Below are 17,314 nucleotides of genomic sequence, written 5' to 3' on the forward strand. Positions count from 1 at the left end.
CCTACTTATTTGTTCTTAATATTTTTTTTGCAAAATTATACAAATCCTCATTAACATCATTGTGTAAAATAACTTCTTTAATATCCAAAATATTTTCTTTTAATTTATTCTCTATTATTTCTTCTACAGTATACTTTGCTGAAGGACAACCTTTACATTGGCCCAATAGCCTTATGTGAAGCCTTCCATTTTCATAAGATAATACTTCAATATCACCATAATGATTTGATAAATAAGGTCTTATTTCTCTTGTTATAACTTCTTCAATTCTATTAAACATTCTATCATTCTCCTTGTATAAGACTATTGGACATTATCTTTAATATAAAACTATTCTTTAATATTAGCTATTCTTTTAGCTAATTTCTTTTTATGCTGCAAATTTCCTTGTCTTGCTATCATAATTCTCTGTGCTTGAGGAGATCCAGCACCATGCATAGACTCAGTTCTATATCCTACAGCCGCAGTACCTAACGATAGGTTTTCAATTAATCGTAAAATTCGTAATCGATTTTCCGTTGAAACAGATGAAACCCCTACTAAGTATTTTTCTATATATGGTCCTATTTTTTCATTTCTAAAATCATCTTGAGAAGGTGCTGTAACCATCAATCCACCAGCTATATCTTCTGCTAACCTTACTATTTCATAAGGGAATCTAGTAACATTTTGTTTACATACATTAGCAAGAAGAAGGTCTATTATATAGTTACCAGAATCAGTTGGATATCCTTCTGATGAACAAGCAATACCACACGCATATAGTGTTTCATTTAAATGGGTCATTTCAATCAACTTATCTTTTACATGTGATGCCTTTGCCGCTCCATTATACTCTGCAGCAAGTGCTGCTGACCCAATTAAAACATCACCCACTCCAACTTTACATCCGCCATAGCTTTGTCTATGATAACCTGCAAATCTTTCTACTAACATTCCAGCAAATTCCGTTTCACCATTCAGAAAAATTCTATCATTTGGAACAAAAACATCATCAAATATAACTAAAGCTTCCATTCCTCCAAATTCTCTATTTCCTAAATCCATATCCGCATTTTCTTCTAATTTTCTTGTATCACATGATTGACGACCAATAACCATAAAAATACCTTCTGTATCTGTTGGTACTGAAAATGAAATGGCATAATCTTTATCCTCTGGCTTCATAGCTTGAGTTGGCATAACTAAAACTTCATGGGAGTTCACTATACCTGTTTGATGAACTTTTGCCCCTCTAACAACTACTCCATCTTCTCTTCTCTCAACAACTCTTAAGTACAAATCAGGATCTACTTGTTGACTTGGTGGTAAACCTCTGTCTCCTTTTGGATCAGTCATTGCTCCATCAACAGTATAATCATTTTCCTCAACTAGTTTCATAAATTCTTTAAATCTTTGATGATAATTAGTTTTTAATGTTTTGTCAATTTCATAAGTTGTGCTATATTGAGAATTAAAAGCATCCATCCCAACACATCTCTGAAAACAAGAAGCGGTCTTTTGTCCAAGCAATCTTTGCATTTTTACTTTTTTAACTAAATCATCTGTACTAAAATGAATATTATTAAAACGATTAATCTTATTTCCAGTAATTAAAGATGTAGCAGTCATGAGATCCTCATGTTCTGGAAGTTGAGCTAAATCATAGGTCATTTTTACAGAATTCATAGAAGGTCTTAAAATTGGATTATCTACAACATTTTCTATAAATTCTCCAAACATATAAACTTTTAAGTTTAACTTTCTCAAACTCTCTACATATTCTTCACCTGTCATTAAAGCCATCACAATCATTCCTTTTCTATTTATTTAAATCTAATTAATATCGTTGCAATATCTATGCCATATATCCAACTATACTCTAAATAATTGTTTTAATATAGATTTTTATAAACCTATAATAGACTGTATATATAAGCTCAACCCACAATATATTTTCTTTCAGGATAATTTATTTATAACATGAGAACTCCATATTTCTACACAAGAAAAAAACTACTAATTTAATTTAGTTGTAAAAATGCAACTAAATTAAATTAATAGTTTCTTATTACTTTATATTGGTATATATGTTTAGTAGTTGCATTTTTGCATCTGTTGCAAAAATGCAATTTAACTACGTTCATATCGTTGTCTTTTTCTTACAAAAGTAGATGGATGCATTCCTAAATATTTCGCTGCATCTCTTACATTGTTAAATTTTTCATAAGCCCTATCCATAATATTTTTTTCATACTGTTTAATTAATTTGTCTAAATTGATATTTTCTGTTGGAAATTCAACATGAGGCATAGTCAAAGAAAGATCTAAATCAACGGGTAAATCTCTGACTGTTATTATGTCTGAATTACTAACAACTACAAGTCTTGCTATCATATTCCTAAGCTCTCTTATGTTACCTGGCCATTTATATTTAACTAGAATTTTAACAACATCTTGATCAATCTTTTTATTGAACCCAAGTTTTAAATTTAATTCATTAAGAAAATGTTCAATTAATATCGGAATGTCTTTTTTTCTTTCTCTAAGAGGAGGTATAGTTACTGGTACAACATTTAATCTATAATACAAATCCTCTCTAAATAATTTTCTTTTAACCAAATTTTCAAGATTTCTATTTGTAGCTGCTACAATTCTTATATCTACTTTAATAGACTTGGTCCCTCCAACTCGAATAATTTCATTTTCTTGTAGTACTCGTAGAAATTTAACCTGCATATCTAAAGAAAGCTCTCCTACTTCATCTAAAAAAACTGTTCCACCATTAGCGGTTTCAAAAATACCCATTTTCCCATTTTTATCTGCTCCACTAAATGATCCCTTCTCATATCCAAACAGCTGACTTTCTATAAGATTTTCAGGAATAGCTCCACAGTTTACTTTTAAAAAATACTTGTCCTGTCTTCTACTATTTTCATATATATACCTTGCAATAACCTCTTTTCCAACGCCTGACTCACCTAACAATAAAACTGTCAAGTCCATAGGTGCAATTTTTTTAGCTTTTTTTAATACTTCTAACATTTGTTTATCTTCTGCTATAATTTGTGAATACCTTAGTGCTTGAGATTTAATAGATTCAATTTCAGAATAATATCTTTTGCTTATTTCTTCACTTCTAGTAAGCTTTTCGGTCAATTCATTAAGCTTAGTAATATCTCTAACATTGGTTACAACCATGCTTATATTACCTTCTTCATCGATTACCGGATTCGAAGAAATTAATACTGTTTTACCATTGTTAAATGTTTGTTCTATTGTTACTGACTTCTTTTTTTCTAAAACTAATAACGTTCCAGATTCAGATATTATACCATCTTTCACTATATCTCTCATATTTCTTCCTATTACATTCTTAACCTTTATGCCTGTTATCTCTTCATAGGATTTATTCACTAAAATTGTATTAGCATTACCATCAGTTATGTAAATTCCATCGTATGAATTATCAATAACCGCGTCAAGCTGTGAACATATAGTTCTCATTTTTTCTATTTCTTTTTTTGGATCTTCATTTTCTCTGTAGAATGAAGATATCCTCTCATTAACCCTATACATTTAATTTCCCCCTATAGAATAATCATAATTATTTCATTACTAACCAAATAATATCTTAGTAATCTAAATAATAAATGTTTTAATTCTATTTAAGAATGTATTTATATCATATAACTCTGTAAAGAAGGCTTTACTTATTACCTTACCATTCTATTGATACTATTAGTATAACACAATTCATAAGATTTAGAATTTTTGGATTAATTTAATTTTATTTATAATATAACATTAGTTATTATAATATTGATATTTTAATAGCTTAATAGCAACATTATTATTTGAATTTATTATTTTGTTATAAAAAATTAAACAGCCTCAGTGCGAAATAGTATCGAACCTTAGCTGCTTAAAATCATTATTATTTCATCTATCTCCCCTAATAAGATAATATTGGGTTACTGATTTTTTAATATTTTTCATTAACTAATATTCCAGAATATTCTATATATTCTTCTCCATAACCTTCAATCATATTGTTTCTAGGTACCTTTATAGATTTAAAATTTTTATAAAGTTTAATTACCAATGTTCTTAAAGGCTTAATTATAGACTCTAATTCATTAGATACTTGTATTTTTTCCATAAATTTCTTATCATCTATTTTTAGTCTCTCATTATCTTTAATATTTATTCCTAATTCATCTAATGACTCCTCATATTCCCTAACTATATTTTTTATTTTTCTATTATAATCTGTAGAAAATTCTTTATCTAAGGCTTCTAGAGAATTCAAAGCATAGTTATATCTTTTAATTAACTCATCCATATTATTTGCAGTATCTCTTTTATTAGTTTGAAAAACTTTTATAGCTCTTTCTAATTTTCTTTCATTATGATAAAAACTATAATATTCGTCTTTTAGCTTTTTTAAATTATCATAGAATTGATCTGAAACAATTAAATGATTTTCATTAGAAGAATAAGTATTATTATTTATTTCACTAGATGGAGATACTTTTTCTACACTACTAGTATTCATTACTTGTCTACTTCTCTCTACAAAACTATTATGAATCCTATGTTTCATATTCGAGGTTCTAGATACTGAAGAAGTCATATCAACACTTCCTTTCATTTAATAGACTACTTTATTATTACATACCTATAAAAATAATCTTCTAACATTCCTTTATGCTACTTCATCAGGCATATATCCTTTAAATTGAGATTTATATAATTTAGAATATAGTCCTTCCATTTCTAATAATTCATCATGATTTCCTTGTTCTACAACACCTTTATCTGTTAATACTACTATCTCATCTGCATTTTTAATTGTAGATAATCTATGAGCTATGACTATTGTTGTCCTTCCCTCTGATAATTCTTCTAAAGCCTTTTGGATTTTTATTTCTGTTTCATTATCAAGAGCAGATGTTGCTTCATCAAGAATAAGTATAGGTGGATTTTTAAGAAATACTCTAGCAATAGAAATTCTTTGTTTTTGTCCTCCAGATAATCTTATACCCTTCTCTCCAATATATGTCTCATAGCCATCTGGTAATGAAAGAATAAAATCATGAATATTAGCACTTTTCGCAGCTTCTATAATTTCTTCTTTACTAGCATCAGGTCTTCCATATAGTATATTATCTTCGATTGTGCCAGTAAATAAAAATACATCTTGTTGTACAAATCCAATATTTTTTCTTAATGATTCTATTGTTATATCTTTAATGTCTATATTATCTATGGATATACTTCCACTATTAACCTCATAGAATCTAGGAATCAAATTACATAAAGTTGATTTTCCTCCACCAGAAGGTCCTACTAAAGCTAAAGTCTTGCCTTCTTTAACTTCTAAATCTATTCCCTTTAACACCTTTTCATCTTCATTATATGAAAAAGTCACATTGTCAAACTTAATATTTCCCTTTATATTCATGAGTTCCTTTGCATTAGGACTATCGACAATATTTGGTTTTACACTTAATATTTCAACAAATCTTTCAAATCCAGCCATTCCAGATTGAAACTGTTGGGTAAATTGAGTTAACCTTCTTATTGGTTGCATAAAATAATTTACAAATAACAAAAATGCTACTAAGTCCGGAATATTCATATAACCATTATATATAAATATTCCACCGAAACTTATAACTACAAGATTCAGCATATTTGATAAAAAATTCATTCCAGTAAAAAATTCTGCCATTGATTTAAAGGCAAACTCTCTTGAATCTTTAAATTCTCTATTTCCTATCTCAAATTTATACATCTCATGTTCTTCGTTCGTAAAAGACTTTGCAACCCTAATTCCAGATATACTATTTTCTACTTGAGCATTTACATTTGCTACCTTCCTTCTTACATTTCTAAAAGCAGTATTCATTTTCTTTCTTTTAGTAAGAGCAAAAAATATCATCAATGGAACAAATACAAATACTATTAAAGTAAGTCTCCAATCTATTGTAAGCATAAGAATAAAAGAACCTAATAGCATTACTGTAGATAAAAATAAATCTTCTGGTCCATGATGAGCTAATTCCGAAATTTCCCTTAAATCATTTACTATTCTAGACATTATATGTCCTGTTCTAACATTATCAAAATAACTAAAAGGTAAAGTTTGTAGATGAGAAAATAAATCTTTTCTCATATTATATTCCATCCTTGCACCTACAACATGTCCCCAATAATCTACTATGTAATTAAATATACTCCTAATTATAAATAATCCTATCATTACCACCGTAATAATATATAATCGTCTCATATCTCCATCTGGTATGATATTTTCAGTAAATTCTCTAGTTACCATAGGAAATATTAAATCAATTGCTGCCATTAAAAAAGCACATATCATATCTAATATAAATAATTTCTTATGAGGTTTATAATAAGATGCAAAAATTTTTAACATATGATTCCCTCCCTGATGCATATCCTTAAATATAGTTTAAATCTTCTGAAGTTTAATGTCAATAACTTGATTCGTCCCCCTAAATACTATAGTATTCTATACTTCTTTAATCTTTTTCTTTGTTCTAGGATTTATTCCATATTTATTTCTTGAACATTTAGACAATATCCACATCAAGCCAAATAATATAATTAATCCTAATGGCATTAATATGCAAGAGTTATCTTGAATAATCCAAATAATTTATAATTAAATATCTTTAGATATTTAATTATAAATTATTACATTTAATAAGGAAAATAGTCCGACTATAAGAGAAAAAATTCCCATTAATAAATAAGTTTCATCTTCTATTTTCAATTTAGAATTTTTTTTGAATTTTTTTATTACAACTACTAATCCACATATAATTAAAAAAACACTTACCAATATCATAATTATCACCTTTTAATAGTATCCAAATTAATTAATATTCTTATACAAAAAAGAGTGTCCTAAGATACTCTTAAATTACTAAATTCTCTTTTACTCTATTTTTTAATAATAATATTTTTTCATTACTTGAATCAATTTTATTCAAAATCTCTTGAGCCTTAATCACATCATTGTTATCAAAATAACATAATGATTTATAATATGCTATTTCTTCATTGATATCATGATTAATTTTATTTTTATCTAATTTTAAGATATTACTTTTTGCTAAATTAAAATGTATTAATGCATTATCTATATCATCTCTTAATAGCATAGTTATACCTAACATTTTATGTGTTTGAACAACCGAACTCACTTGGTTTAATCTAGAGAAGTGATCTAATGCATCAAGAAATTGAGTTATTGCACAATGATATCTTTTATTATTTAAAGATAATTTACCTAATAAATACAAACCTCTACCATAATAATTTGCAAGATTATATTTCTTTGATATTTCTATTGCACTATATATCTTTCCTAGTTTTTCTTCAGTATTTATTTTATTATTCAATTCTACTTCTTCAAATAACTTATTACATTCATCAGTAGCCATATCAGATTCAGTTTTTAATAAATATGAAGCATTTATATAAATATCTTCACCCTTTTCTTTAGAAAGATAATTTATTCTATCAGCTAAATAAGTAGCATTAATAGGGTTAATCTTTCTTTTATTGTTTTCGAACATTGAAATATAATTTTTTGAAAATTTACTTCCTGCTAATTCTTCCTGATTTATACCTAACTTTTTTCTTATTATTTTTATCCTTTCTCCAGGACTTAAAATTTTAATAATCTGCATTCTCAATCCCCCCCACTTCAATTTATATTTATAAACTTAGCATAATTTTCTGATAATTTTTGTCGTTTCTTGTCGAATGTCATATTAATTTAATATATTAGTTCTTTTGTAACACTTGCTATTATATTTACAATATCGACACTCCTTACCATTTTTATCATAGTCATTTATATCTTTATAACTATTTATAAATAATATAAATTCTTTTATTTCTTTTATATTCTCTTTAAGACTTTTCTTAGATATATCCACATCAACAAATTCTCCTGATTTAAGAAGCATTAATCCTGCTCTTTTCATTTTTACATTAAATAAATCTTGAACTACAGAAGTATATAATTGTATCTGTGGTCCATATTTTTCTATTAAATACTTTCTATTATCAATTTTATTTGTTTTAAAATCAATGATTTCAGCTTCCCCTTCTCTAATATTTATTCTATCTATAACGCCCGTAATTTTAAATAAACCTATATTATATTGAAATTTAACTTCCTTAAAACTTTTATCGACATTAAAATCATTTTCTTTAATATAATTATCTACATAAGGTTTAATATCATTTATAATCTCTTCATCTAATGGTATGTTGTATTCTTTTAGTACTCTATTCATTAATTCTATTATTAAAGTATTTTCATCATATAATTCACAAATTCTATGAACAATTAAACCTTTATCTGTAGGAGATATCAACCTATTTTCTTTATTATCCTCATTTCCGTTATTAAACTTATTAATTGGTAAATTTTTATAATAACTATAATAAAAATTTCTCTTACACTGTTTAAATGTCATGAATTGACTTATACTAAAAGAATCTAAATGGTTTTTTTCATGATTTTTATCATTAAATAGAGAAAACATTTCACTATTCATTTTTTTTATATTTAAATGCTCCTTATTTAAATTCCTAACTATATTAACCTTTTCTTCTTTCATATCTATATTCTCAATATATTTTATATTTTCTTTAGGTATATTTTTTTCTATCATATTTTTAAATGAATTTTTATATTTTTTCCCAATAGTTTGACATCCTAATATTAACTTTTCTTCAGTACGAGTCATAGCTACATAGAGTATTCTCTTATTTTCTTCTAATTCCTCTTTTTTATCAATGTCTAATAATTGAGTAAATATTGGGGATAATTCTTTAGAAGGTTTTCCTTTAGAATCTGGATGTTTTATTCCTAAACCTTCATCCTTATTGAATAATAACGTAGAATTATTTTGCTTAAATATCTTAGCAGTTTCTGGAATTATAATAACCTTAAACTGTAATCCTTTTGATTTATGAATCGTCATTATATTTACTGTATTTCCTTGAGAATTTCCTATTTTAGCTTGTGATATATCTTTACCATATTTAATTGAATTCTCTATATATCTTAAAAATTCATTTAACTCCAATTTTTCTTTATATTCAATTTCTTTAGCAAATTCGATAAATTTATATATATTAGACATCTTTTGAATGTTGCCAAATAATAGCATATTCTTTTCTATATATTTTGTCTCTCTTAAAACTCCTTTTATAATATCTTTAACATTTAATATATTTTTTAATTTATTAAATTTATTAATTATTTCATATACCCTTTTTATTTTCTCCTTTTCTATATCATCTATATCAATATTTAATAAATTATCTAATACATTATTATATTTATTTTTAAATATCCAATACAAAGTTTCATCAGAAACACCTATCATAGGACTTCTTAAAAATCCTACTAAGGCTATATAATCATACTTATTATCTATTACTTTAAGTACATTTATTATATCTATTATTTCTTGATTCTCAAATAATCCTCCACCAGAAATATTAGAATAAGGTATTGAATATTTCTTTAATTTTTCCTCATAATTTCCTATATTAGTACTTGTTCTAAATAATATAGCGATATCTCTATAATCATACCTTCCGTCTTTAACCAATTGCTTAATGCGTCTTGCAATGAGCTCCCCTTCATATTTCTTGTGAAATTCACTAGGTGATTGACCTTCTGGTATTTCAATATCATCCTTTTTAAGTATTTCTACATCTATATCTGAAAAAGATTTTTTATTTGATTTTAATTCCTTATATTTATTTTTCATTAATTTAATAAAAAAATCATTTATAAATTTCATGATAGTATCTACAGTTCTAAAATTATCATCTAATGATATTAATAGTTTATCAGAATTTTTAACTATATCATTAGATACATACTCAAATACTGATAAATCGGCTCCTCTAAAACGATATATTGATTGTTTAGGATCTCCTACAATGAATAAATTATTTCTATCTAATTTACTGTTCTTACTGCATAATTTATATAATATACTTTTTTGCAAATTATCGGTATCTTGAAATTCATCCACCATTATATATTTATACTTATTTTGATAATATTCTAAAACATCTTTATTATCTAATAATCTTAGTGTTAATATTTGTAAATCTTCAAAATCTAAAACAGTCTCTTCTTTTTTCTTTAAACTGTATTGTCTATCTAATTCTATTAAAATATCAAAAATTGCTATATAAATATTTCTATTCATCTTTTCTATTGACATCAATACAGAATTAATATCTTCTTCTACATTATCCAAATAATCTTGTAGCTTTTTGTTTTTCCCTAAATTCTTTTTTATATAACTCAATTGAAATATTAAATCCTCGTTTATCTCTTCATAATCACTATTATAAAAATTTATCCAAATATCATCTTCTTTAAGTTTAAATAACTTACTGTTTTTTGTAGAATTATCAATTAAATATAAAATATCTTTTTTTATTGAACATATTTTATCTATATTTATATCTATATTATCTATATTAGATAAGGTAATATCCCTTACTTCATTTATATCCATTCCAGTAGTTCGAATTTTTAAATATATCTTCTTCAAAGTAGTAATTATATTTTCTGAATATAATGTTTCATCTATAGAAAATAGCGTAAAATATTGTAAAAAATTATAAATATATTCTTGCTTTTCTACACCCTTCATAAAAATATTCTCTAATATTTCAGTAATATACTTTATTTTTTTATATTCTTCGAGTATCTTAAAATCAGGATAGATTCTAGCTTCTATAGGATTTTCCATTAATATTTTTGAACAAAATCCATGAATAGTTGAAATATTAGCCTTATCTATATCTTCGTAAATTCTTTTCCATTTTAAATCTTTAGATATTTTATCACTCAATTTCTTTCTTATCCTATCTTTCATTTCGCTTTGAGCCTTCTTGGTAAAAGTTATCGCCACTATGGAATCTACTTCTTTACCTTTATCTAAATTTCCATTTTCTAATATATTAATATATCTTTCTACTAAAACTCTTGTTTTACCACTTCCTGCCCCTGCATTTACTACTAAATTTTTATTTATTATATTAACAGCTTTCTGCTGACTCGATGTAAGCATCTTTTATTCTCTCCTTTTGTTCAATTCTCTTCTTATTATATCTACAAATATCTTTATAGGGACAATAAGGACTACAATTGGTAGGTTGAAGTCTAAAATCTCCTTCTTTGATTCCCTTTACATACCTATTAATTTTATCTTTAGTAGTATCTATTACTTTTTCCCATTCTTCTTCAGAAAGAGTTTTTTTCTCTTCTAAAAGATAATTATATTTCTCTTTAACCATGGGATAAGAATATTCTCCATTTTTTATTATTATATATCCTCCTGCAATTGGATTAAATCCCTTAGACTTTAAAACCATTAAATATACTGGTAATTGAAGACTTGTCCCCTCTAAAATGTCTTTTAGTCTCTTAGCATTAGAAGTTTTATAATCATATATTATAGCCTCATTTTCCTTTATATCAATTCTATCTATTTTTCCTAATAATTTTATATTAAAATCTTTAGTTTCAATTTGAAAATCCTCATTATATCCAAATTTAGATTCAAAATCATAAGGATAAAAAACTTTTTCTTTTAATTTATATATATCCTTCAAAACTAAATCTATAATTGTTTTTTCCATAAATTCTATTCTTAATTTCCATATTCCTTCAATATCTTTAATTCTCATTTCATTTTGTATTATTCTTATAATTATGTTATGTATATTGTTTTTCAATTTAATAATTTCTTCTATTTTTCCTTCAATATAATCATAAATATCCTTTTTATAAATTGAATAAAAATCCGATAAAACTTTATGATATATATTTCCTTTATCAATATTGGTAAAATCAATTACTTCCTTTTCATTACTATCAATATTCAATATGTATTTAAAATAATATTTCATAGGACATTCTCCATAGGTTTCTAATTGAGTAATACTAAATATTTCATCCGTCACCTGACCTACTTTATCAATAACTTTAGGATCTTTAAGTTTACCATCAAATTCATAAAATTCTTCTGAATATCGCTTTTCTTCCACAGCTATACTCCTTTGAATATCTCTAATTGAAATATTATCAATAGAATTATACATGTTAGAAAAATCTAAAATGTCTTCTCCTTTATAATGCTTAAACATTATACTCCTTAAAAAATCAGAATAAGTAAATACTTCCATTAGATCATCTTTTAATAAATAATTCATATTTATTTCTTCATATTCAATCTTATCTTCAATTCGATTTCCTACAAATTTGTTTAATAATTCATCTACAAAACTAGATGGTATCGAAGAATCTGTCTCAAAATCGTCAGAATAACTTAATACTAACCCTGTACTCCCTTTAGATACAGATAAAGCAAACATTAAGCTTTCTTTATCATATATTTCTTTATAATTTTTAAATACAATGCCTTGATTCTTAAATAATTCCCTATTTTTATCATTAAAAAACCAATTATTTTTTAGTAACTTAGGATATTGACCCTCTCTTACCCCTATAATATACACCTTTTCAAAAAATAACCCTCTTGCCATAGAAGGTGTAATTATTTTAATACCATTCTTATTTCCAGGATATACAATAATCTCTTCATCAGATAATAATCTTAATAATATATGATATACTTCTATAATATTTACTTCATCTTTAATTGAAATATCCACAGTAAATTTTAATTTGTCAAATATGGTATTTAAAGCATTAGCAAATTTTATATCTCTAAAATATATCTCCTCATCATTATGAACCTCATATAGTTTTTCTATGTTTTCTATAAAATCATATTTAAATAATAATTTCTTTATACTTTTTATTATATCTTCTATAAAAGATTTTTTTGGAACATCAGATGTATCTTTAATAATATTTCCAACAACATTTTTAATACTATTTATATTCCTTAAATTTTCTATATATTTTTCATTATCAGTAATTTCCAATTTATTCTCAAGATAATTGATTTCTCTTTCCAAAGCAACAACTATATTTATATCAGAATATTTATTATATATTTCATATAATATATTCTCTACAATATCCTCATCTAATTCCAGATTAATATTTAAATAATTAGATTTTATTAATTTAATTATATATTTCATATTATAATTTGATATCCTTATTTTCAATAAATTTAATATATTTTTAGCTATAGGAATATCTATCATCTTTTTTGTTTTATCAATAGAACAAGGTAATTTTCTTTTATGTAATTCTTCATAAATAATATCCTTATACATATTTACATCATTAGCAATAATACCTATTTTATTTAAAGATACTCCTTTATTTACTAAACTTTTTATATCATCAACTATTCTATTTACTTCTAATTCAATATTTTGTGCCTTTATTAACTTAATTTTATTAGTTTTTTCATTCTTTTCCTTATCTTCAGTAAATAATGTATAAGATAATTTTTCAAAATAATTCATATTATTATTTCTTATATTAACCACTGAAAAATCAAATTGTTTTAATTTTTCTATAGTTTCATTCACAGTAATATAATTCTTTTTAAATTTATATGGAATATTTATATATATATTTATATCAATCTTTGATAATTCTTCTATAAGATACAATTCAAGTGGTCTAAAATCAAAAAATTCATCAATAATAATTGTATCTAATGTTTTGAAAATTTCTAAACAATCTTTCATATTTTCAAATGCTTTCATATATACTTCTTCATTATCTAGTAAATTGTTTCCTTTTAAAAACTTTTGATATTCTTCATATATATTCCATATTTCATTATATTTTATATGATTTTTAACCCCAGATTTTAAATTTTTCACAGTTACTAAAGATCTCTTTATTTCACCAATTATATAAGATAATGATTTTATAAATGACTCATTATCTTTTTGATCCTTATAATAATGTATTTTTCCATTCTTTAATAATTTTCTTACTATACTGGCTATTATCGTTTCTTTAACGCTATCATCAATTTTTCTATATGAATATTGATTAATTAATTCATTAACAACATCGTCAAATGTTATAACATTTAAACCAAATGCCCCTTTAATATCTACAAGTAGTTTTTCTCTATAAGCATTAAGTAAATTGCCAGAAGGCAATATATAATAAAATTTATCACAATTATTATTCTTTATAAATTCTTTACTTTTTTCTATCAAAACATCTTTCTGATTATTATTTATATCACCATAATATATTATTTTTTCTCTCATATCAGATTTCAACTCCTTATAAATATAATTATACTAAATATTTTACATTTTCCAAAAAAATAATCCCCTCATGGGGATTTGTTTAATTTAATAAACTTTAATCTAAGCCGAAATTTGATATTTTTCAAAAAGATAATATTCTAGTATAGATTAATTATTAATTATAATTTCACATTTTTCTATCAACTCTTTTGGTATATTATCTCTATCTGTTAATACAATAAGCCTTATATTATTTTGGTTCACTGAATTTATTACTTTTACTATTTCATTCCATTTTAAACTATCTAATACATGATCATTCAATAATACATGAACACATTCATCTTCTATTATTTCATCTAATTTTGACATTATTACAGGAAAAAGTTCAGCAGCACTCATATATCCTACAATAGATTTTATTTTAACGATATTGATATTTTTTGCATTCATATATTCTATTATATTATCATCATATAAGAAATCCTCCACTGATATTTTCATATGATATCTTCTTTCTATATTTTCTTTATAAGTTGAACTTTTAAATCTACTATATTTTTCTTTACTCCAAAACGAATCTAATAATATCACTTTCTGGTTCCTTTTAGATGACTCTATAATATAATTTTTGACACTTATTTTAGATTTATTGTAATCATTATTTAATAATAATACATTTTTATTATAAATATCTTTACTTAAAATATTGCTTAGCATATAAATCCTCCTATAATTAATATTTAGTACTAGGTACTAATACCATATACTATTATATCATATATTGCTAAATTATTTAACTTAATATACTATTTATATAGTAATTAATTTATATTTAATCTAAGGAGTGTCTTTATTGACTAGATCTTTTTTCAATAATTTATCAAAAAATTTCAATATTAATTTAAATCAACAACAAAAAGAGGCAGTTTTACATACAGAAGGCCCTGCATTAGTATTGGCTGTTCCTGGAGCTGGAAAAACTACTGTTCTTATTTCTAGAACTGGAAATTTAATATTAAATCATAGTATAAATCCTAAAAATATTTTATCTATAACTTTTAGCAAAGCATCTGCTTTAGACATGAAAAATAGATTCGATAGTATATTTGGAAAAAATAATGTCCACTTTTCAACTATACATAGTTTTGCCTACATGCTTATTCGTAATTATTCCAGAATCTATGATAAAGAATATATTTTAATAGAAGGTAAAAAATCACCAATAAATAAAATTAAAGTTTTAAAAACCATATATAGAGAAATAAATGACACTTTACCTTCAGAAGAAAAACTGGAAGAATTATTAAATTCTATAGGATTTGCAAAAAATATGCTTTTAGGTAGAAATGACTTTTCAAAATATAAAAATCTTAATATAAAAAATTTTTCAGATATATACAATGAATATGAAAATTTTAAACATCAAAATAGCTATATCGATTTTGATGATATGTTAACTTTATCTATACATATTCTAAAAAATAATCCTCTTATTCTTAGCAATGTAAGAAGTAGATACAAATATGTACAAGTAGATGAAGGACAAGATACATCTAAAGCTCAAAATGAAATAATACGACTCTTAGCAACTCCCAGAGATAATATTTTCATAGTTGCCGATGATGACCAAAGTATATATGGATTCAGAGGAGCATATCCAGAATACTTATTAAATTTTGATTCTCTATATAAAAATGCTAAAATATTTTTCATGGAACAAAATTATAGATCGAGTAGCAATATCGTAGAATGTTCAAATAAATTTATTAAGTCAAATACTATAAGATTTAATAAAAATCTATTTACCAAAAATCCTGATATATTACCAGTAAATATTATTAAATTCAAAGATGATTTAAAACAATATGAATATCTCTTTGATGAACTAAAAAATAACTGTAAAGACTCAGCTGTACTATTTAGAAATAATATTTCTACAATAGCTATAGTTGATGGCTTACTAAGGAATAATATCCCTTTTTATAAAAGAGATATTAAAATTAATTTTTTTGATCATTGGATTATAAAAGATATACTTTCTTTTATACAATTAACCTATGATAATACAGATATCCATTCATTTGAAAGAATCTATTATAAAATAAATGGTTATATCTCTAAAGTACAAGTTCAATATGTTAAAAATAAAAAATCATCTGAATCAGTATTTGATAAACTAATTACATTTCCTGAACTAAAATTTTTTCAAAAAAATAATATCAAGAGAATCAAAGATAAATTTAATAGTATGAAAAAATGGAATGCTAAGGATTTTATGAATTCAATTCTATATGATTTAGACTATGATAAATTTTTAAGGGAGAATTCTAAAAGATTTGGACAATCCTATGAGAATATTAAAATTATTATATCGACTCTTAAATTTATATCTGAAAATTTATCTAGTCCATTAAAAATTCAAGATAGATTAGATTGTATCAAAAAATCTCTATTCAATAATAGAACCTATGAAAAAGGAAAGGTTAGACTTTCAACTCTTCATTCAGCAAAAGGACTAGAATTTTCTAGAGTATTCATGGTAGATCTAATTGATGAAGAATTTCCTTCAAGTAACAGTATTGATGAATATGATCGTGGAAATAAAAAACCTTTAGAAGAAGAAAGAAGATTATTTTATGTAGGTATGACAAGAGCAAAGAAAGATTTGAAATTAATAACATATAAATCTAGAGATAATGAAGAAGTATATCAATCTAGATTTATCTCTGAATTAGAAAAAATTATTATAGATAATAACATCGGAGTTGCTAGTGGCGATAAAGTCAAGCATAAATCCTTTGGCAAAGGTTTTGTATTAGACATAGATGATGATTTAATAACAATAAATTTTGAAAAATATGGAAAAAAGAGAATTTCTTTATCCGTCAGTTTAGAAAACAATCTATTAAAAATAGTAAAATAAAACTTACTCAAATCAATTTTCTTTATCAACACTATTTGATAAAAAGTTTAAACTTTCTACATCAAAAAAGACTTCCAAAATTTTGGAAGTCTTTTAAATGGTGCCCAGAGGCGGAATCGAACCACC

The 17,314-nt window shown here is 24.4% G+C and carries 10 protein-coding genes; 1 reads left to right on the forward strand and 9 read right to left on the reverse strand.

What is annotated here, in order from left to right; genetic code table 11:
• Position 1: 1 nt before the first annotated feature.
• The 9 genes from GOQ29_RS14055 to GOQ29_RS14100 all read right to left on the reverse strand — a co-directional run bounded on the left by GOQ29_RS14055 (position 2) and on the right by GOQ29_RS14100 (position 14,982).
• Positions 2 to 280 (reverse strand): NifU family protein, encoded by a 279-nt coding sequence (locus GOQ29_RS14055; RefSeq protein ID WP_203373300.1) that lies wholly within the window; start codon positions 278 to 280, stop codon positions 2 to 4.
• A gap of 50 nt (positions 281 to 330) precedes the next feature.
• Positions 331 to 1,785 carry a 4-hydroxyphenylacetate 3-hydroxylase family protein gene (locus tag GOQ29_RS14060; protein ID WP_203373301.1) on the reverse strand — a complete coding sequence of 485 codons (1,455 nt, stop codon included), beginning with the start codon at positions 1,783 to 1,785 and terminating at the stop codon, positions 331 to 333.
• A 327-nt stretch (positions 1,786 to 2,112) separates the two neighbouring features.
• Complete coding sequence (locus GOQ29_RS14065) at positions 2,113 to 3,558, reverse strand: sigma-54 interaction domain-containing protein (protein ID WP_203373302.1); 1,446 nt, start codon at positions 3,556 to 3,558, stop codon at positions 2,113 to 2,115.
• 406 nt (positions 3,559 to 3,964) lie between these two features.
• Positions 3,965 to 4,633 carry a hypothetical protein gene (locus tag GOQ29_RS14070; protein ID WP_203373303.1) on the reverse strand — a complete coding sequence of 223 codons (669 nt, stop codon included), beginning with the start codon at positions 4,631 to 4,633 and terminating at the stop codon, positions 3,965 to 3,967.
• Positions 4,634 to 4,687: 54 nt separating this feature from the next.
• On the reverse strand, positions 4,688 to 6,424 hold the full coding sequence (locus GOQ29_RS14075) for an ABC transporter ATP-binding protein (RefSeq protein ID WP_203373304.1): 1,737 nt from the start codon (positions 6,422 to 6,424) through the stop codon (positions 4,688 to 4,690).
• A 505-nt stretch (positions 6,425 to 6,929) separates the two neighbouring features.
• The gene (locus GOQ29_RS14085; RefSeq protein ID WP_203373306.1) at positions 6,930 to 7,706 is read right to left on the reverse strand and encodes a helix-turn-helix domain-containing protein; all 777 of its coding nucleotides are present in this window, start codon (positions 7,704 to 7,706) and stop codon (positions 6,930 to 6,932) included.
• Positions 7,707 to 7,790: 84 nt separating this feature from the next.
• Positions 7,791 to 11,135: a UvrD-helicase domain-containing protein gene (locus tag GOQ29_RS14090; protein ID WP_203373307.1), complete on the reverse strand. Its 3,345-nt coding sequence runs from the start codon at positions 11,133 to 11,135 to the stop codon at positions 7,791 to 7,793.
• Positions 11,104 to 14,280: a PD-(D/E)XK nuclease family protein gene (locus GOQ29_RS14095; RefSeq protein ID WP_203373308.1), complete on the reverse strand. Its 3,177-nt coding sequence runs from the start codon at positions 14,278 to 14,280 to the stop codon at positions 11,104 to 11,106. The genes GOQ29_RS14090 and GOQ29_RS14095 overlap by 32 nt, the downstream gene beginning before the upstream one ends.
• A gap of 150 nt (positions 14,281 to 14,430) precedes the next feature.
• On the reverse strand, positions 14,431 to 14,982 hold the full coding sequence (locus GOQ29_RS14100; protein WP_203373309.1) for a hypothetical protein: 552 nt from the start codon (positions 14,980 to 14,982) through the stop codon (positions 14,431 to 14,433).
• A gap of 127 nt (positions 14,983 to 15,109) precedes the next feature.
• On the opposite strand from GOQ29_RS14100, the gene GOQ29_RS14105 reads away from it, so the two are divergent.
• Positions 15,110 to 17,188, forward strand: a complete 2,079-nt coding sequence (locus tag GOQ29_RS14105) for an ATP-dependent helicase (RefSeq protein WP_484477092.1) — start codon at positions 15,110 to 15,112, stop codon at positions 17,186 to 17,188.
• Positions 17,189 to 17,314 lie beyond the last annotated feature (126 nt).

This window comes from Anaeromonas gelatinilytica (genome assembly GCF_016820635.1).
Classification (GTDB): Bacteria; Bacillota; Clostridia; order Tissierellales; family SIT17; genus Anaeromonas; species Anaeromonas gelatinilytica.

Bases quoted from the DNA above. Each gene is read 5' to 3' on its own strand.
- GOQ29_RS14060 (WP_203373301.1), bottom strand. From the start codon at position 1,785: ATGGCTTTAATGACAGGTGAAGAATATGTAGAGAGTTTGAGAAAGTTA.
- GOQ29_RS14065 (WP_203373302.1), bottom strand. From the start codon at position 3,558: ATGTATAGGGTTAATGAGAGGATATCTTCATTCTACAGAGAAAATGAA.
- GOQ29_RS14070 (WP_203373303.1), bottom strand. From the start codon at position 4,633: ATGAAAGGAAGTGTTGATATGACTTCTTCAGTATCTAGAACCTCGAAT.
- GOQ29_RS14085 (WP_203373306.1), bottom strand. From the start codon at position 7,706: ATGCAGATTATTAAAATTTTAAGTCCTGGAGAAAGGATAAAAATAATA.
- GOQ29_RS14055 (WP_203373300.1), bottom strand. From the start codon at position 280: ATGTTTAATAGAATTGAAGAAGTTATAACAAGAGAAATAAGACCTTAT.
- GOQ29_RS14095 (WP_203373308.1), bottom strand. From the start codon at position 14,280: ATGAGAGAAAAAATAATATATTATGGTGATATAAATAATAATCAGAAA.
- GOQ29_RS14075 (WP_203373304.1), bottom strand. From the start codon at position 6,424: ATGTTAAAAATTTTTGCATCTTATTATAAACCTCATAAGAAATTATTT.
- GOQ29_RS14090 (WP_203373307.1), bottom strand. From the start codon at position 11,135: ATGCTTACATCGAGTCAGCAGAAAGCTGTTAATATAATAAATAAAAAT.
- GOQ29_RS14100 (WP_203373309.1), bottom strand. From the start codon at position 14,982: ATGCTAAGCAATATTTTAAGTAAAGATATTTATAATAAAAATGTATTA.